The organism is Mixta calida (assembly GCF_002953215.1).
GTDB lineage: Bacteria > Pseudomonadota > Gammaproteobacteria > Enterobacterales > Enterobacteriaceae > Mixta > Mixta calida.
Genome location: NZ_CP026378.1, coordinates 2,858,563 through 2,877,443 on the forward strand (window position 1 = coordinate 2,858,563; position 18,881 = coordinate 2,877,443).

The following is an 18,881-nucleotide window of genomic DNA, read 5'->3' on the forward strand; positions in this document are numbered from 1 at the left end:
GAGTGGAATATTTCAACATTACGCGCGGGCGATAAGTTCAACCTGGCGCAACCGCTCCTGTAGTTTTTCCACGTTCTCGTAAAACACGCTGTCGTCGCTGCGCTGACCGCCCAGCTGAGCCGCCTGACGCAGCTTCGCCGCCGCCTGATCGATATAGCGGTCGTTCCATTTCATATTGAAGCGTGTTTCCGCACCGGTAAACAGACGGTCAGGCACTTCATGCGAGAAGTAACGCGTGTATTTCAGATAGTGCGGCCACCACGGCGTGCTCTTCTGTTTACGTACGCGAATGAATTCCTTAATGGCGTAATCAACGTCGGCGTTTTTCAGATGGTAATTTTCCCCATAGAGCGCCAGGGTTTTATTACGCATCGATTCGCGGAATGAGCTGCTGCCCAGCACCAGCGGCTGATAATGCTGGTTGATGGTCTGCGTCCAGTCGAGCCATTTAAAGGTGTTGATCTGACTGGAGCTCACCAGCGGCACCCACGGCACCCGCATCGCATCGGCGATGATCGCCGCATGCATCGCATCCGCCAGGATCAGTTTCGCATGACGGATGCGGTTGATAATGGTTTTGGCGTCGCCCTGCGGGCTGATGTACTCCACCCCGGCGCGACGACAGGCTTCTTCCCATTGACCGGTTTTCAGCGCGTCATGATGGGGGATAAAAATAACGCCCTTACGCTCGGCTTCGGGAACAGGCTGGAATTCCGGCAGCGTACTGAGCAGCGCGGCGCCGTCGGTAATCGCTTTTTCTTTCGGCAGGCCCAGGACATGCGCCGTCAGCGGGCCACGCACGCTGAGAATATTCCAGCTTTCATTGCCGAAGTTAGCGGGCGGCACGCCATAACCGACGCCGCTACTGAATACGATCCATTTTTTAGCGGGCGGCAGCGCGGAGCTGATAATCGTACCGATGCCGGCAAAGCGGCACTCTTCGTTATCATCAAAAACCCCTGGTAATAAATCGTGCCACAGCCATTCATTTAAATCGTCGCCGAAATTGCCTGCGGCTGTTTTATAATAATGAACTTTCACTCTTTTCTCCTAAATAATCACCAAGGTTAAAAATGTTAAAAGGCTACTACATCCTTATCGACAGATATCTTCACCCTTTTTGCCAGCAGGTAAACTTATCCTCTTTTCAGAATATGCTTACCCATACGACCTAATAAAACCAACATATAGGGTGACGTGAACAGCATGACATTAAGGATATTAATTTTTTTATTTAACGTAGGCGATACAGAGTAAAACTCACGGAATGAAAGATGCGAACGGCATTTTTTAATTGCCTGCACGGCAGCGGAAAAACTGACGGCGCGTGAAACCGCCATAAACGCCACGCGCGCGATAACCGAATATTTATGACGCAGAAAAATTTTACGCTCTTCCTTATTGCTCCATGCCCTGCCTGTCAGCTGATCGGTGAGCGGCAGGTAATCCAGACGCATGGTTGCTTTATCCCATGACTTCTTGGTAAGCGATTGTGGCCGTTGGATATAATGGTAGAGAGGCTCTGAAGTGAAGGCCATAGTAATATTCTTATTAAAGATAAGTATCAGCACTTCATAATCTTCAAAGATGATTTTCTTTTCATCAAACGCGATGCCGTCAAACAGTTCACGCTTAAAGAGTTTGTTCCATAGAAAGCCCGGTATATCCCCCTCAAGCATGGCGATTAACGCCTGCTTGCCGGTCAGCGTGCCGGATGGCGCGTAGTGGTTAGTAACCTTTTTCATCGCACCGTCTTCGCTTTCATAAAAGTAAAGACACTGCGAAACATCTACCTGCTGACTTTCCAGCGTGGTGACCAGCGCCTCAATCATATTGCTTTCCAGATAATCATCAGAATCGAGGAAAGCGATATAATCACCGCTGGCAGCGGCGACCAGACGGTTGCGGGTCGCTGACACGCCAAGGTTAGGCTGATTCTTTTGGATAACGAAACGCACCTGCGGATAGCGATCCCGCAGGTTGTACACCCGTTGCAGGGTGCTATCCGTCGAGCAGTCGTCAACAATGACGATTTCAATATTTTTGTAACTCTGTTCAATAATCGAAAGCAGCGTTTTTTCGATAAACTTTTCGCAGTTGTATACCGGAATCAGTATGCTGACTAAGCGTTCCATAGACATCATGATCTCTCTAAAGCTCTTTTAACCTGTTACCAACGTGCTTGCGCTCTCAGGCATGCAGTTGACCGCTGATTAACCTGATCAGGCTGTCGTAAGATTTATTTTTATCAAACTCCTGCTCAACCTTACGACGCGCGGCCTGCAGCATTGGCGTTAAATCGGGCTTTTCATCAACAATTTTCGCAATCACGTCAGCCAGTCCGGCGGCGTCTTTTTCTTTGATTAGCCAGCCATTTCGACCATCTTCAACCAGCTCAGGTATCCCGCTGTGCCAGGTGGAGATCACGGGGATGCCGCGCGCCATCGCTTCCATCAGCGCGACCGGCACGCCTTCCATATCGCCATCTTCCGCCGTCTGGGAAGGCAACATGAAAATGTCCGATTTTTGCAGGAAGTCATTTATCACCTGCGGCGACTGGAAACCATGCAGAATAACATTCTGTTGCAGGCCGTAGCGGGCGATGGTTTGTTCGACTTCGTCGCGCTGCGGGCCGTTGCCCAGCACGTTATAGATAAACTGATAGCCGCGTTCTTTTAAAATGCGGCAGGCTTCCAGCGAGGTGAAAATCCCTTTTTTGTCGGTGAGACGCGCGATAGTCAGCAGCTGAATCGGCGACCCGATCGGCTTTGCCGGACGGAAATGGAAATTATCGGTATCAATGCCAACGCGCATAATGTGGGTACGTGCGGGATCGCCGCCCAGCGCGCGGATCTTTTCCGCCCACAGCTTACTGATAGGCAGGATAAATTTACTGTCGCGAAACAGCTCTTTGTAATCGTCGCTATAGGTTCGCAGAATACGGTGGGTGGAGATATCGTAACCATGGAAAATGGTCGCAAGCTCTCCTTTCAGCACGCCCAGCTTGCGCAGCTTGTTGGCCAGCACCCCGGCCGGACCAAAGTGCGCGATGAAGAGATCCGCTTCATAGGTCTTTTTATTGGCGGCGACAATCGCGGGCAGAGAGAGATTTTTGGCGCTATAGCCATATTTTTTGAAATTCATTGCCGGCAGCGTTCGGAGCTTGCCTCGCGCCAGCCCTTTCAGGATGGTTTTGAAGCGGCTGATGGCGCGCGCACTGTTTTTATTTTCTTCTGCAGGCAGCAAATAACGCGTTTTTTGCAGCAATCCATGCTCATCTTTCGCAGCAAACTCATCAATCATTTGTCCTGGCAGGACCGAAATAATTTCTACATCAAACCCTTTTTCAACAAAATAAATTATTTGATTTATAACAAAAGTTTCTGAAGGAACCGGAAAATTATAAACAAAAAAAGAGACTTTCATTGCCACCTCTGTTCTTGATTCCTGTTTACTTAAAAAAGGAGAAACACCGTCAACCCTGACCAGGCGCTCTCCTTAGAAAATACAGTAAAAGAAATCGTCCATTTAAAAATGGAAAAGCAGGGCAAGACAGCCGCACGTTATACAACGCTACGCCGGTTCAACCATTGCCCTGCTAAATAAAATATGCCAGACAACCCTGTCGTTATCATTCAAAAATCAGTACGCGGTTTTACTGATAAATCCTTTAAAAATGGTCAGGAAAATAATCCTCAGGTCCAGCATAATGCTCCAGTCGCGGATATATTGCAGGTCAAACTCGATACGTTTTTCCATTTTTTCCAGCGTGTCGGTTTCACCGCGCCAGCCGTTGATTTGCGCCCAGCCGGTGATGCCAGGCTTCACTTTATGGCGCAGCATGTAGCCCTGAATAATCGAGCGGTACTGTTCATTATGCGCGACAGCGTGCGGGCGCGGTCCGACAATGGACATATCGCCTTTCAGCACGTTGATGAACTGCGGCAGCTCATCCAGCGAGGTAGAGCGCAGAATGCGGCCAATGGGCGTGATGCGCGCGTCCCCTTTCGTCGCCTGGGTCACGGTGTCGCCGTTCTCCATTACCGACATCGAGCGGAACTTCCATACCTTGATCGGCTTGCCGTCCATGCCGTAGCGCACCTGACGGAAAATCACCGGGCCTGGCGAGGTGAATTTCACCAGCGCGGCGATGGTCAGCAGCGCCGGCGAGATGAACAGCAGAATGCAGGAAGAAACAACGATATCTTCGATGCGCTTCAGCACCATGTTGATGCCGTTCATCGGCGTTTCAAACAGCGGCACCACCGGCACGCCGTTAATCTCTTCGGTGCGCGACTGCAAAATGTTAAAGGTAAAGATATCCGGGATCAGCATCACCGAGCAGGTGGTGTCCGACAGTTTTACCACCAGATCGCGGATAGCCGTCTCTTCCGACATCGCCATGGCGATATAGATTTTATCCAGCTTCCCTTCGCGGGCATCGGCCAGCAGCTGGTCAAGGTTGCCACAGTAATTGATGCTTCCCGCATTACCACGAGATTCATTAGCAACGTCAGAATAGAGCCCGACAACGTTTAACCCCATCCAGGGGGCGTTAATGAAACTATTAGCAAGTGAAACGCCAATCGGCATATTGCCGACAATCGCAACGTTGCGCGTGTTGTAACCCAGCTTGCGAATAATACGGGCAAAGAAGCGAATGGCCGAGCGACAAGCGATAAACCCAACGGCGACAATACCGAACCATAACAGGTAAGCCTTGAAGTTCAGCTCCAGTTCGCTGACGAACGACATCACGCCAGCGGTGATCAGAATGCTCAGCGCCCAGTTTTGTAAAATCAGCTGTAATTCACTGGCGAAGCTGACGCCGCGCCACGACCGATAAAAGTCTGTGATACCGCCAATCATCTGGAACAGCGCTAACGCAGTGAGCGAAAGCAGCCACCAGGAAGAAGTAAAAGACTGTGATTCAATGCGGGCTAAAATATAGAGCCCCATAAACATAACAAAAATGTCAGAAAAACGCTGTATGATGGAAATAATCGACGCGTTGGTACGTGTGCGAAATCCACTAGCCGTTATCATTTTATTATCTTCCCTGCCTAATTCATGCATGATTGAAGACATGTCTTAGACCTCGCTATAGTTAATTTGGTGTTCAACGTTTGATTATGTCGGCATATAAACCATGCGTTTTGGCTATCATAGCCTGAGAAGTAAAGTTCTCTATGTATAATTGATTCCCTTTCCGCCCCATTTCACTTAAATCAGATTTATCCAAGCGATTAAACACAGAGAGTAAGGAATTAGCGTCGCCGTTTTTAAACAGATATCCCGTTTCGTTATTTATGACGACTTCCGGCAGCGAAGTGGCGTCGCTGGCGATTATCGGCAGTGAATAGCTCATCGCCTCCAGCGGTACCATGGCGAAGCCTTCCCAACGGCTTGGAATGACCAGCACGTCCGCTGCGATAAAATAAGGCTCCATCTGGCTTGCCTTCAGCCAGCCGGTATATTCCGCGCCGGGCAGCTTTTCAATCGCTTCCGAACTGTGGACACTGTCGCCAATCAGCGTTAGATGCAGGTTCGGATTCTGATTGCGCTTCATCGCCTCCAGCAGGACGTCATAGCCTTTCTGGTAATCGAAACGCCCGACGAACAGCACGTTGATGCGCGGGTCGGCGAGACGATCGGGCCGGACGACATGCCGTTCGGCGACGCCGTTATGAATGACGAAAAGCTTGTCGGCGCTGATGCCGTGTGCCTTTGCCTGGTCAGCCTCATACTGGCTGACGCAGATAATCGCATCGGTCATGGGCAGCAGGGCTTTTTCGATCAGCGAATAGATCTTTTTCTTGCCGTTGCTGGTCTGCATCAAGAAGCTGAATGCGTGCGGGCAGTAAACCACTTTAGGCCGGACAAAGGGCCACAGCAGCAACAGGCAGGCGCGGCCAATTACTCCGGCGAAGGAGCTGTGAAGATGCACCACGTCAGGCTTGAATTTCATTACCGTGCGGCAGAACGCGACGGCGAAAGAGATTAACGCCCCAACGGAGCGCCCTTTACGTTCCCATTTCACCACGTTTTCTTCATGCGCCGTATCCAGTTCACCTGCCTGATCCTCCGGGATCAGGCACTGAATGCGATAAGCGCCTTTATCATCCTGTTGTGCCGCGACGAGTTGCTTTAAAACGGTGGCGACGCCACCTTTTATTGTCTCAGCAGCATGGAGGATTTTCATTTACTCTTCCTTTTTAAATTTTCCAAAACTCAAATAGACATAAAACATTAACGGATAGAACGGCGACAGATGGCGTAAATAACTACCATAATCCGGTTCAAACAGGCTCTGAATAACCGTATAGGAAATAATAATTAATGAAAACAAGACCACCAGCGGATAGGTTCTGTCCTGTAGCGCCGCATGCATCGTCTGCCATATTCTTCTGAACATCAGAATAATAAAGGTCGAAATCACCAAATAATAAGGCGACAGCATCAATATCAGCGGGAACGGAAAGAAGAACGTTACCCAGGTCAGACTCACGTTCAGCCAGCCAAACAGCGGATTGCCCGCCGGGAACCACGGACGAATCAGCGTATTGCTGCCGTCGCCGGTATCATCCAGACGGTGCTCGTTCACCTCGTTGCGGAAGTTGTCGACATCAATGCCTAAGCCGTACTGGAAACCAAACGCCAACACCAGCAGCGAAAGCAGGCAGAGGACAAATATCCATTTTCCTTTATGCACATAGCGCGACATCAACAGCAGGCCGTAAAACTCCAGCAGGAACAAAAACCAGTATGTCCTGAAGTAGTAGGCGTAAAATATGGCGAAACAGGTCCATATCAACAGCCCGGCCGTGCGGTTTAAGAATGTTATTAATAGCGGCATCATTATCAGGAAAACGATAAAGTCTTTACTTTGCCACGTCAGGTTTATCATTGACGAAAAGCAGAAGAAAAGAAAAACGCCAATATCGAAAATATTCATTGACGCGCCGCGCACCCGGATAAAGATAAACAAAAAGGTGCTGATAATAATTACTGCCGATATCAGAGCAAACACAATGGAGCTTTGCTCAAAGCCCAACAGCTTATAGAAATAAGCGGTACTGCCGTAGGAGTTCCCCGGACCGAAGCTGTAAGTCAGTTTCATAAAGCTGAATATGGTGATTTGGTCGGAGAAGAAATACGGCTTCATCACCGACTCTTTTACCAACGCCACGGCCAACATTGTCAGCATCATGAACAGAAACAGCATAAAGGTCATATGCGGATCGAAATAGAGATAGCGATTCTTTCTTATACCTATCTTCAGTGATATAAATTTCATTATTTTATTCGCCGGTCTGATTGCTGTTTTAAATCACTTCCCCGGAACAAAACGTTTCGCGGTAATAGTGGCTAACTTTTTTACTCGTTCATTCATCATCGCCATAAAGTGGCTGAATTTAATTTTCCCCGAAAACAGGAGTTTTAAATAAATGGCAATGCCCTTGCCTTTTTCATTCGACAGCAGATAGCTGTCAGCAATGATCTTTGCGTAGAAGCCGAACCAGATGTAACTCGGCACGCGTTTTTTGATGCTCTCCAGCCAGATCAGCGATTTATCACGCTTGCCGTCTGAGGAGATGCGCGCAGTAGAATCGGAGTCGTCGTAAATGGTCAGCGGCAGATCGAGATAGTAAAAGCTGGCGCCGCGCTCCTGCAGGCGCAGAGCAAAATCCCAGTCCTGGTGCTTACGCAGCGCGGAGTCGAACTTCGCTCGTTTGGCGATATCGGCGTCCAGCAGCAGCGTGCTGGTCTGAAAATCGTTGCCCAGCAGCAGAAACTCCATAATGGAGCTGTATTTATTCACCGGCTTGTTGCGACGCAGGTGCAAACCTTCGGGACGCTTATTGTATTTCGCCGTCATGCAGACGCGATTTTTTCCCGGCTGCTGGCGTAAAAAGGCGAGCTGTTTTTCCAGCTTCTCCGGTACCCATTCGTCGTCGGAATCAAGCAACGCGATAAATTCGCCGCGACTCCGCTCAATGCCTTCGTTGCGCGGACGCGTGCCGCCACTGTTCTGTTCCAGCTGAATGAAGCGCACGCGCTCATCCTGCACGGCCGCCATCACGGCGGCGGTGTTGTCCGTGGAGGCATCGTCGACCACAAACACTTCGATATTACGATAAGTCTGGTTTAAGACGCTGTTTAGGGTTTTTAAAATGATGTCGGCACGGTTAAAGGTAGGAATAACGACGCTGATTAAAGGCGTAGACTCAGTCATAACATCAGTCTCAATGGATTCGTTTTAAAAACCTTAAAAAGCCAGCCGCGAACGGCTGGCGCTGTCGTTTTATGGCTTAGTGGATTCGTAGCTGTAGTGGTAATAACCGTAGCCGTAGTAGCTGGCGGCTTTTTTCACTACCAGGTTCAGAATGGCGCCTTTAATTTCGATGCCGTTCTGCTCAAAGCGACGTACGCTCACTTCCACTTCTTTCACCGTTGATTGCTCGAAGCCCGCCACCACCATGCTGGTGCCGGCCTGCATACCGATAATCGCAGCGTCGGTAACGGCCAGAATCGGCGGCGTATCGATAATGACGATGTCATACTGCTTCTGCACGTTGGTCATCAGGTCGATAAACTTCTGGCTCATCAGCAGCTCTGACGGATTAGGCGGCAGCTGTCCACGCGGAATAAAATCGAGTCCGCTGACGTTGGTCTGACGAATCGCCTGCTCCAGCGTCGCCTGATTTGACAGTAAGTCAGACAGACCCTTGCGGTTATCGCTGTTAAACAGCTCGTGGGAGTAGCCCTTACGCATATCGCCGTCGATAAACAGCACGCGCTGTCCTGACTGCGCCATCACGGCGGCAAGGTTAGTGCTGATAAAGGTTTTACCGATATCAGGACTGGTGCCGGAAATCATGATGATGTTGTTGCGCGCATCGAGCATGGCGAAATGCATGGTGGTGCGCAGGCTGCGTACCGCTTCAATCGCCAGGTCGGCCGGATTAGCCAGCGCCAGCAGCTCGCCGCCGCGCAGCACTTTTTTGCCCTTCTCTTTGCTCAGCGCGGTCAGCTTACGGTCGCGCTGCTGTTGCCATTCAGAAATCGGAATGCTGGCGTACACGTTGATGCCGCTGTTTTCCAACTGCTCAGGGCTTTCGATGCCGCGGATCAGGATAGTTTTCATCAGCACGTAGATGGTGGAGACCAGCAGGCCCAGCACCAGAGAGACGGCGATGATAATGGCGGAGCGCGGCGCGATCGGTTTGTTCAGCACCAGCGCAGGGTCAACGATACGTACGTTGCCGACGGTGCTGGCCTTATTGATGCTCAGCTCCTGCTGTTTGTTCAGCAGCTGCATAAACACCGCCTGGCCGGCGTCGACGTCACGCGTCAGGCGAATAATCTCCTGCTGCGTTTTCGGCAGCGCGGACACTTTGCTTTCCAGCGCTTTCTTCTCATCCCGCAGCGTCTGACGTTTTTCCAGCAGGGTGCGATAAGCCGGGTGCTCCTTGGTGTAAAGCTTGGAGATTTCCGCTTCACGGAAGGTCAGCTCGTTCAGCTGATTATCCACGTTCACCATGGTGTCCAGCATCGACTTCGCTTCCAGAGAGAGGTCGACCGAGTCATTTTGCTGACGGAACGCGTTCAGCTTATTCTCAGCGTCATCCAGCTTCTGGCGCACTTCCGGCAGTTGACGGCTGATGAAGTCCAGGCTCTTTTGCGCTTCCGCCGATTTACGTTCGACGTTCTGCAGCAGATAGTTCTCCGTAATGGAGCGCAGCGTATCCTGCGTCAGCTGCGGATCGGTGCCGTTCAGGGTCAGCGCCAGTACGCCGGTGTCTTTACCCTGATCGACCACGCTCAGACGGCCAACCAGATCGTTGTAGGTCTGCAGGTAGCCGTTTTTCTGTACGGTAAAGGTATCGCCTGGGCCTGCGTCGGTATCGGAGACCAGAATCTTCACTTTCCCCTGCGCGGCGTACTGCCCTACTTTGCCTTTTACCAACTCGCCATCGTCGCTGGAGAGGGTAAAGGTATGGTTTTCACCTATTTCCAGCTCCAGCTTCTGGCCGATTAACTCCGGCGGCAGTTCCAGACGGGAAACGGCGATTTTTTTCTGATCCTGACCCATCAGACGCGCCCAGCCTGCACCCACCACCGGCAGATATTTCGGCGTGACGGTGGTTTGCAGGTTGAGGTCGTCGATCGTTTTGCCCAGCACCATCCTGGACATGATCAGACCGATCTCAGCATCGGAAGCGGGTTTGGTGTCTGGCACCAGGCTGGAAATCTGGCTCAGCACCAGGCTGCCCTGATTTTGCTCTACCTGAACCAGCGAGTCGGCGCGATAGACCGGCGTCGCCAGAATCGAGTAGATAACGCCGATAGCGGCGAACAGCGCGGTGACGCCAATAATAAGCCAGCGATGATCGATAATTGAACCGTATAAACGGGCTACATCGATTTCATCTTTGGCATCTGCAATTTTCTGCGAGCTATCTGATTTTTTATTGACCATTATTATGCCTGATTATCGATTTAATGCGTGGGCCCATTTCTGAGCGGCGTCGTCCAGTAAAAGGTAAACAGATTCAAAAGCCTCTATGCTTTTACGATAGGGATCCGGGATTTCACGGCCGTTACACCAATGGCCGAACAGCATGGTCTTACCGCGAACTTCCGGCGCGATCTTGCCGATCTCATTGATGTGCTTCCTTTCCATCACCAGAATCAAATCGTTTTCTCTGCACATCGCTGAAGTAATTTTCCGCGCGCGGTGCCCCTCCAGCGAGAGGTCATGCTGTGCTGCTACCTTGATGGCGTTCTCATCAGCGGGGTAGTTCACCAGCGCCCCTAAGCCCGCTGATGAAACCTGTATGTGTGGACAATAATGTTTCATTAACCGCTCGCCGGTTGGCGAGCGACAAATATTGCCGACACACACGATGAGAATGGAATTAAACATACTCATCACCAGTTTCTGATGTCATGCGCCGAGTTGATGCTGTAACGCACGCTGTTGACGGTCGGCAGCAACTGGTTAATAACACGGTTCCAACGCGTCAGCGGGGTCGCGGTGACGTAAACGATGTCATACGGCTCAAGCTGGAATTCAGTGCCCAGCACCATCGCGGTCGCGTCAGAGGTGTTCAGCTGATAAACGTTGGCGATTTTGCCGCCCTGCTGACGGTTCGGACGAATGACGAAGACGCCAGTTGCGTTAGAGACTTCCTGGTTCAGGCCCTGCGCATTGCCCAACGCTTCCGTCAGGGTCATGCCGCTGCGATCCATCTTCAGGGTTTGCTGACGCGTCACTTCGCCCATCACAAAGACTTTCAGGTCATCGTTACGCGGCACATAAAGGATGTCGCCGGAATAAAGCAGGCGGTTCTGCGTCAGGTCGCCGTTCTGCATCAGCGCCTGGAGAGAAATACGCTGTTCGCGTCCGTTATGCGTCAAAATCACATTGCGCCAGTCCGCTTCTGCCGCCAGACCGCCGGCCGCATTAATCGCATCCAGCACGGTCAACGGAATGTTGGTGACCGCCTGTTTGCCGGACGTCGTCACTTCGCCGGTCACGTAGACTTTCTGAGATCGGAACGCCGCGATATTGACATCGACCTGCGGGCTTTCGATATAGCTCGCCAGACGGTTTTGAATTTCGCTGCGCACCTGTTGAATGGTTTTGCCGACAACCTTAACCCGACCGATGTAAGGGTAATAGATGGTGCCGTCTGAATGCACCCAGTTGCCGGTGTCGCTGGCGCTACGGTACTGGCCGGCAGGCGTCGTCAGCTCCGGGTGATCCCAGACGGTGACGCTTAACACGTCGCCTACGCCGATACGGTATTCATAATTCGCCAGCTCCTGGTCGAGCAAAGGATTCGGCCGCGCCACGACAGGTTTACGGCGCAGTTGCTCAACCAGCATCGGCGTTACCGGATAGACATTAACCATCTTATCGATGTCATAGTCCGCGTCCTGCTGTTTAATGACATCTTTGCCGCTGGTGGAAACATTTTGCCCTGGGACTACAGTACAGCCACTGATAAGTGAGATTGACACCAGTAACGGAGCCAACTTGAGTTTCGATTTCATCATTGAATTATCATCGCTATTGCTGATTTATTGTCTAAAGCGGTGTGTCGCCGCAAAAAAATGCTCATGAATAAACGTCAATTCACGACCAATCTGCCTCAACTATTGCTGTTCCGTCATGAGATGTTTGCCCCTCGTTTTATGCTTAAATGTCTCTGCCGCTAAAGCCGCTCTGTCGCAACGCCCAGTGTAAACAGAAGCGGCCCGCCTTCCCGCAGTTCAATCGTTGATGGTCAGCCAGAGCAGCGTGATGTCCACTGCGGCGCTATTACGCCATCGGCTATTACGCTAATCAGGCTTGTAATGAAAACCTCTATTCTGTCGTATTTATTTGGCATTAGTCTTAAAACAACAGAAAATTATAAATTACTCTTGACGGGTATATTTCGACCAGCGCGTCAGAGTTTAGGCACGCTACCGCCCCTGGCTTTCAGCTACCAATGCTGTTTAATCAGAAGCAGTGCTATTTGAGGCGCATGAATCGAACGGTCTTTATATGTTTCTTAACGCCGCCGCTTATTACGCTTTTACCGGCGCAGGGCAGCAGAGCCAGATAAATTATCACGGTTCGATCACATAAGTTATGGCTAGATTTTTATACTATTGACTGGTTGTGACAAGCATGAGAAAGCAGATCCATAGCACTTTCAGAATAAGACTAAAGAATATAAAAAATAGTTGTTTATTTTCAATGTGTTATCTCAGTAAGGCCTTTCGTTCTTTTCCAGATAATTCCGGCTTGATAATACCTTTTATTACAGGAGCCAAATAAAATACGACTATTTCACCAGCAAATGTTAATAATCCCAGCCCAGCTCCCCCGGTAAAAATCGAATAATTGCCATTCATTATCTGCGCACAGGGCCGTAAAATGAGGCTCGTCCGTTATTTGTTTAGGATTTTTCTCAGATATTATTGCGTTTTGATTATTCAGCTCCCATCATCATTCCTGACAAATAAACAAATAAAGGGTGATAAAGGGTATGGAATGGATCGCCGATCCGTCAATTTGGGCCGGGCTGGTGACGTTAATCGTGCTGGAGCTGGTGCTGGGCATCGATAATCTGGTGTTCATTGCAATTCTGGCGGAAAAACTGCCCGCCGCCCAGCGCGACCGCGCCAGGGTAACAGGCCTGCTGCTGGCGCTGATTATGCGTCTGCTGCTGCTGACCTCTATCTCGTGGCTGACAGGTCTGACGCGTCCGCTTTTTACGCTGTTTAACCATGGCTTCAGCGCCCGCGATCTGATTATGTTGGTCGGCGGAATTTTTTTGCTGTTTAAAGCCACGATGGAGCTAAATGAACGGCTGGAAGGCAGCGACCTGGATGACAAGCCGCAGAAACACGGCGCCCGTTTTTGGCCGGTGGTGGCGCAAATCGTGGTGCTGGATGCGGTCTTCTCGCTCGATGCGGTCATTACCGCCGTCGGCATGGTGGATCACCTGCTGGTCATGATGGCGGCGGTGGTCATCGCAATTTTTCTGATGATCCTCGCCAGCAAACCCTTGACGCGTTTTGTTAACGGCCATCCGACGATCGTTATTCTCTGCCTGAGCTTTCTGTTAATGATTGGCTTCAGCCTGATCGCCGAAGGGTTTGGCTTCCATATTCCAAAAGGCTATCTCTATGCGGCCATCGGTTTCTCTATTTTGATCGAATCGTTCAATCAGCTGTCGCAGTTCAACCGCCGCCGGTTTCTGTCAGCCAAAATGCCGCTGCGCAAACGTACGGCGGAAGCGGTGCTGCATCTGCTGCGCGGCGAAAACGTCGAGGCGGAGCTGGATCACGAAACCGCCTCGCTGGTCGCCGACGCGCGTGAAGAGGGCGCGGTGTTTAACAAGCAGGAGCGTCAGATGATTGTGCGCGTCATGGGCATGGCGCAGCGCAGCGTCAGCAGCATCATGACTTCGCGCCACGATATCGATCATATCGATCTCAGCGACAGTCCGGAAAAGATTATGGCGCAGCTGGATCGCAACCAGCATACGCGCATGCTGGTGACGGAAAACGGCGGCGAACCGCTGGGCGTGGTGCATGTGATCGATCTGCTGCATCAGGCGTTGCATACTCACTCTCTCGATCTGCGTGCCCTGCTGCGTCAGCCGCTGGTGTTCCCGGAGCAGCTGACGCTGCTGCTGGCGCTGGAGCAGTTCCGCAGCGCCCGCACCCACTTCGCCTTTGTGGTGGATGAGTTTGGCTCCGTAGAAGGCGTGGTGACGCTGAGCGACGTTATGGAAACCATCGCCGGCAACCTGCCTAATGAAAGCGAAGAGCTGGACGCGCGCTACGATATTTTGCAAAAAGAGGACGGCAGCTGGATAGCGAACGGCCATATGCCGCTGGACGATCTGGTGATGTATATCGCGCTGCCGCTGAATGAAAAGCGCGATTATCATACTATCGCCGGCCTGCTGATGGACCGGCTGCAACATATTCCGCAGCCGGGCGAAGAGTTGCAGGTAGGAGACTATCTGTTCCGCACGCTGGAAGTAGAGAGCCATCGCGTGCACCGGGTACAAATCGTGCCGCTTGCTCAGCCGGAGCCGGATTACGAAGTGTAGCGGCAAACGTCACCCGGCTAAACGATAAAGCGGCTGATGCGGAGCAACAGTAACGCATTCTGAACAGACAGGTTTAAGGCGATATGGATAATCGCCTTTCGCCATATTGCGAAACCCGCGATGCTCTCCAGAAAAAAGGCGCCCACGAGGCGCCTTTTTGTCATCATCCTGTTAGCGCGGCGCGTTGTCCGGCTTCGCGTTGTCGGGATGGCGCTGCTTCCACTCGTCGATGCGCGACTTCGCTTCCGTCTCCAGCCGCTGACGCAGCAGCTGATCCAACTGCAGGCTGTACTGCAAATTATCCCATCCGCCATACAAGCGCAGCGGAACCGCTGTCTGCTGCAATGCGGCGATCAGATCGCTATCCCCTTTCCAGCCGCCGGTCACCTGCACGCCGAAGGTGATATCGCACTGACGACGCGCCATATCAAGTTGCCCTGCCCCGCTCAGCTTAAAGCGCGAGGTGTCGCCTTCCATTCCCTTCAGCGCAATCAGCCCGTCATTCAGCGTCGCCTGTGCCCGCAGCTTATCGATATGGGTTTCATTGCTGTCTCCCGCTTCATCCTCGCTGCTGACACGATCGCTGTTGCGCGCCACGGCACGCTGAACCAGCTGCTGGAAGTTCATGCCGATAATACGCGCCGGGGCAAGCGACATATCCGCTTCGCCGCGCCAGTGACGATGAAAATCGTTCACGCTCAGTCCCTTGCCGCTCAGCGTGCCGGAGAGCGTCAGCTGCCCGTCAAGCGACGGCGGCAACGCGAAGGCGTTCAGCAGCGGCGCCAAAGCGATATCGCGCAGCGCCGGGCGCAGCGCGGCCTGAGCCGGCTGCTGACGCATATCGATCTTGCCAGGCAGCGAAAAGGTGCCTGCGCCGATGCGCCCGGAAAACATATTCAGGGTAATATCGCCGCGCTGATTATCCGCGTCCAGCGCCACCTGTTGAAGATCGAGGCCGCGCCAGCGCAGCGCATCCGCCTGTAGCTTAATGCTGCCCGTCAGGGCGTTGAAGAAAGCGTCATCCACGCTGGCGGGCTCGGCGATAACCGGCGGACGCGTCCCGCCCGTCGTCTGCGCGCCCGCTGGCGTCGCGCTGTTGTCGCTATTCAGCCCCGTCAGCGCATCCAGATCGAGATGCGGCGAGCGCATATCGATATTCAGTACCGGCGCATTACCCAGCTTGCCGCTGACGGCGCCGTTCAGCTGACTTTCGCCCAGCGTCAGCGCGATGTTGCGCAGGGAGAAGCGCTGGCTCTCATCCAACCACTCCGCCTGCAGGCTGCTTTTGCCTTGCAACCCCGCGGCCGGCAGGCCGGGACCATGCAGCTGCCAGGTGAGGTCCTCTACCGTGCCGTTAACGCGGCGCGGGTATTCCGCCACGTTCATCGTGCCGTTCAGTGAAAGTTGCAGTTCACGCTGATCGCGGTTAACGCGCGTGGAGAGCGTAATTGCCGCCTCGCGGCGGCTGTCCTGCGTCAGGGAGAGATTCAGATCGCGGAAGTTGATCGCTTCGCCCTGCGGCTGCTGCCAAATCAACAGGCTGTCGGCCACCTCAAGACTGCCAATATCGAAGGTCCAGCCCCGAACCAGTTCCGGCGGCGCCGAATCGGACGGCCCCACCGGAGCGTCGTCCGGTCGCTGCGCGGCGCTGTCCGGCGTCAGACGCACCACGGCGTTTTTCAGCATCACCTGCTTGACGCTGAGCTGATGGGAAAGAAGAGGAAGGAGATGGACGTCAAGCCGCATATTTTCCGCAGTGACGAGCGGCTGCTGCGCGCCCGGCGCGGTAACCGACATCCGGCCAGCCAGAATGCTGAGCTGCGGCCAGACGTGCCAGCGCAGATCGCCTTCAAGCCGCAGCTGATAGCCGCTGCGCTGCTCGACCTGCCGCACCATGTAACTGCGAAAATCGTTGGGGTTAACCAGCAATACCAGCGCTGTCATCCCTGCCACAACAACGACGAATAAAATGGCCAGCGTGGTAATTAATCGTCTCATCCCATCCCCTGTTCAAGGCAGTTAATCTTTATCGATACGACTGGCGACCGCGCCCTGCTGCCCTTTGTATTTCGCGTCTTCACGGCGGTTATAGGGGCGAGCGGCGGGGCCGGAAAGCGGCTCGAAGCTCAGCGCGCCGATCAGCATGCCCGGACGCAACGCTAACGGCAGTTTCCCTGAATTATAGAACTCCAGCACGATTCGGCCCTGCCAGCCCGGATCGATGCGGTGAGCGGTAACGTGCACCATTAAACCCAGGCGCGCCAGCGAGGAGCGCCCGTCAAGCCAGCCGACCAGATCGTCAGGCAGCGTGACCGATTCCAGCGTGACGGCCAGCGCCAGCTCTCCCGGATGCAGGAAAAACGCCTCCCCTTCCGGCAGGACGATTTCATCGCTCATCACCCGATCGAGCGCGGCGCTGACTTCATGTTTGGGGCCGCTCAGATCGATAAACGCCGCGGTATGCCCGCGGAAGGTACGAAACTGGTTGCCGAGCCGCACGTCAACGGTCGCGCCGTTGATGCGTTCAACCGGCGGGCGCGGCGTAATCGCCAGCTTGCCGTTGTCGAGCCAGGCTTCAATATCGCGATCGCATAATCTCATCGATGGTTACTCCTCTGCGTCAGCGCCGACGACCTCATTCAAAGAACTGATTGATTTTCGCTTTCAGAATATCGATGGCGATGCGGTTCTTGCCGCCGCGCGGCACAATGATGTCCGCATACTGCTTTGACGGCTCGATAAACTGTAAGAACATCGGACGTACGGTTTTTTGATACTGCGCCATCACCGAATCCATTGAGCGGCCGCGTTCGTTGACGTCGCGCTTCATGCGGCGCATCAGACAGATATCCAGCGGCGTATCGACAAAAATAGAGAAATTCATCTCTTCGCGCAGGCGCGCGTCGGTTAATAACAGAATGCCTTCGAGGATAATCACCTTTTTCGGCTTCAGATGGATGGTTTCCTGGGTACGCGTATGTTCGACGTAGCTGTAAACCGGCAGCTCGATATGCTGACCCGACTTTAACGCCTGCAGATGCTGCAACAGCAGATCGTGATCCATGGCGCTCGGGTGGTCATAGTTGGTTTTAACCCGCTCTTCCATAGTGAGATGGCTTTGGTCTTTGTAGTAACTGTCTTCAGGAATCACGCCGATATGTTCATCGCCCACCTGATCGCGAATTTCACGATAGAGCGTGCTGGCGATTAAACTTTTTCCTGATGCGGATGCGCCTGCGATACCTACAATGACGCATTGATGGGACTTGTCAGTCATAAAATTAAAGACCTGATAACTGTGTGACATGGTGGCCTCGGCGATGTGCAAACATCATCCTTAGCGTTCAGTCAGATATTGAGAGGGTTAACTGACGGCAATTATAGGGAGATCGCTGATGCGATGCCAGAAAAAAGCGGTCTGCCGCGCGCGCGTCGGCAGCGCCGCACGCGGAATGCGCGCTTTTCAGACTTTCTCCTTTGGCGCGGCCGCGTTTCACCGATAAACTGCTGCGCGTGCGTAACCTCTCACTTTCAGGTGACAGCGTAGCGACACCCCTTCCGCCAGGCGGCGAAAGGCATATTCATAAACAGAAAGGTTGGCTATGTCCTGGAGAACGATCACCTATTTTGGCGACAGCATGTTGCTGATCCCCACAGCAATCCTTATCGCGCTGATCCTGCCGTGGAAAAGCGACAAACGTCACACCGTCTGGTGCTGGGTGCTGGCCTTCGGCCTGGCGGGCCTGGTGGTCAGCGTGTCGAAAATCCTGTTTATGGGCTTCGGCATCGGCAGCGCGCGCTTTAACTTCACCGGCTTTAGCGGACACAGCGCCATGTCGGCCACGCTCTGGCCGGTGATGCTGTGGCTGCTGTCGGGCCGCCTGCCTGCCTTCTGGCGCGGCGTCGCGGTCACGCTCGGCTATATGTTGCCGCTGATGGTCGGCGCGTCGCGTCTGGTACTGCACGCGCACTCGAAAAGCGAGGTCGCTACCGGCCTGCTGCTGGGCTTTACCCTCAGCACGCTGTTTCTGATTTCGCAGCGTCATACGCAGCTCAAAGGTTTTAGCCTGCCCCAGCTCAGCGCGGCGCTGGTGCTTCCGCTGATTATTATGGGGCATGGACGCATCGCCACAACGCAAAACTTCCTTGAACATTTTTCCGCGAATATCGCCGGACTGGAGAGGCCCTGGACGCGCGCGGACTTGCTGAATCAGCGCCTGCCCGGCTATCAATCGTTTGAATAGCGTCGCTCTTTCT

Annotated in this window: 15 protein-coding genes; 2 read left to right on the forward strand and 13 right to left on the reverse strand. The window is 53.0% G+C overall.

What is annotated here, in order from left to right:
- Positions 1–18 precede the first annotated feature (18 nt).
- From C2E16_RS13695 to C2E16_RS13740, 10 genes are all read right to left on the reverse strand, one after another.
- Positions 19–1,041 (reverse strand): polysaccharide pyruvyl transferase family protein, encoded by a 1,023-nt coding sequence (locus C2E16_RS13695; RefSeq protein WP_038625279.1) that lies wholly within the window; start codon positions 1,039–1,041, stop codon positions 19–21.
- Positions 1,042–1,136: 95 nt separating this feature from the next.
- Positions 1,137–2,141, reverse strand: a complete 1,005-nt coding sequence (locus C2E16_RS13700) for a glycosyltransferase family 2 protein (RefSeq protein ID WP_167401674.1) — start codon at positions 2,139–2,141, stop codon at positions 1,137–1,139.
- A 49-nt stretch (positions 2,142–2,190) separates the two neighbouring features.
- Entirely contained in the window at positions 2,191–3,303 is a 1,113-nt protein-coding gene (locus tag C2E16_RS13705; protein WP_159378786.1) for a glycosyltransferase, read from the reverse strand.
- A gap of 339 nt (positions 3,304–3,642) precedes the next feature.
- Complete coding sequence (wcaJ, locus tag C2E16_RS13710) at positions 3,643–5,046, reverse strand: undecaprenyl-phosphate glucose phosphotransferase (RefSeq protein WP_038629946.1); 1,404 nt, start codon at positions 5,044–5,046, stop codon at positions 3,643–3,645.
- Between the two features lie 73 nt (positions 5,047–5,119).
- On the reverse strand, positions 5,120–6,202 hold the full coding sequence (locus C2E16_RS13715) for a glycosyltransferase (RefSeq protein ID WP_104951535.1): 1,083 nt from the start codon (positions 6,200–6,202) through the stop codon (positions 5,120–5,122).
- Positions 6,203–7,297, reverse strand: coding sequence for a hypothetical protein (locus tag C2E16_RS13720; protein WP_144380552.1), 1,095 nt, complete (start codon positions 7,295–7,297; stop codon positions 6,203–6,205).
- Between the two features lie 33 nt (positions 7,298–7,330).
- Positions 7,331–8,236, reverse strand: coding sequence for a glycosyltransferase family 2 protein (locus C2E16_RS13725; protein WP_104951536.1), 906 nt, complete (start codon positions 8,234–8,236; stop codon positions 7,331–7,333).
- A 69-nt stretch (positions 8,237–8,305) separates the two neighbouring features.
- Entirely contained in the window at positions 8,306–10,483 is a 2,178-nt protein-coding gene (gene wzc, locus C2E16_RS13730) for a tyrosine-protein kinase Wzc (protein ID WP_084970812.1), read from the reverse strand.
- Positions 10,484–10,495: 12 nt separating this feature from the next.
- A complete protein-coding gene (locus tag C2E16_RS13735) occupies positions 10,496–10,930 on the reverse strand; it encodes an arsenate reductase/protein-tyrosine-phosphatase family protein (RefSeq protein ID WP_084970820.1) in 435 nt (144 codons plus the stop codon).
- Positions 10,931–10,935: 5 nt separating this feature from the next.
- Positions 10,936–12,066, reverse strand: coding sequence for a polysaccharide export protein (locus C2E16_RS13740; protein WP_038625274.1), 1,131 nt, complete (start codon positions 12,064–12,066; stop codon positions 10,936–10,938).
- 980 nt (positions 12,067–13,046) lie between these two features.
- On the opposite strand from C2E16_RS13740, the gene C2E16_RS13745 reads away from it, so the two are divergent.
- A complete protein-coding gene (locus C2E16_RS13745; protein ID WP_038625273.1) occupies positions 13,047–14,624 on the forward strand; it encodes a TerC family protein in 1,578 nt (525 codons plus the stop codon).
- A 171-nt stretch (positions 14,625–14,795) separates the two neighbouring features.
- On the opposite strand, the gene asmA is transcribed toward C2E16_RS13745, so the two are convergent.
- Genes asmA through udk form a run of 3 tightly spaced genes read right to left on the reverse strand, consistent with a single transcriptional unit; the run spans position 14,796 to position 17,901 of the window.
- Positions 14,796–16,622, reverse strand: coding sequence for an outer membrane assembly protein AsmA (asmA, locus tag C2E16_RS13750; protein ID WP_084970814.1), 1,827 nt, complete (start codon positions 16,620–16,622; stop codon positions 14,796–14,798).
- Positions 16,623–16,643: 21 nt separating this feature from the next.
- The gene (dcd, locus tag C2E16_RS13755) at positions 16,644–17,225 is read right to left on the reverse strand and encodes a dCTP deaminase (RefSeq protein ID WP_038625271.1); all 582 of its coding nucleotides are present in this window, start codon (positions 17,223–17,225) and stop codon (positions 16,644–16,646) included.
- 34 nt (positions 17,226–17,259) lie between these two features.
- A complete protein-coding gene (gene udk / locus C2E16_RS13760; protein WP_038629943.1) occupies positions 17,260–17,901 on the reverse strand; it encodes a uridine kinase in 642 nt (213 codons plus the stop codon).
- Positions 17,902–18,226: 325 nt separating this feature from the next.
- Between udk and C2E16_RS13765 the strand changes: the two genes are divergently transcribed.
- A complete protein-coding gene (locus C2E16_RS13765; RefSeq protein WP_038625270.1) occupies positions 18,227–18,868 on the forward strand; it encodes a phosphatase PAP2 family protein in 642 nt (213 codons plus the stop codon).
- Positions 18,869–18,881: the final 13 nt, after the last annotated feature.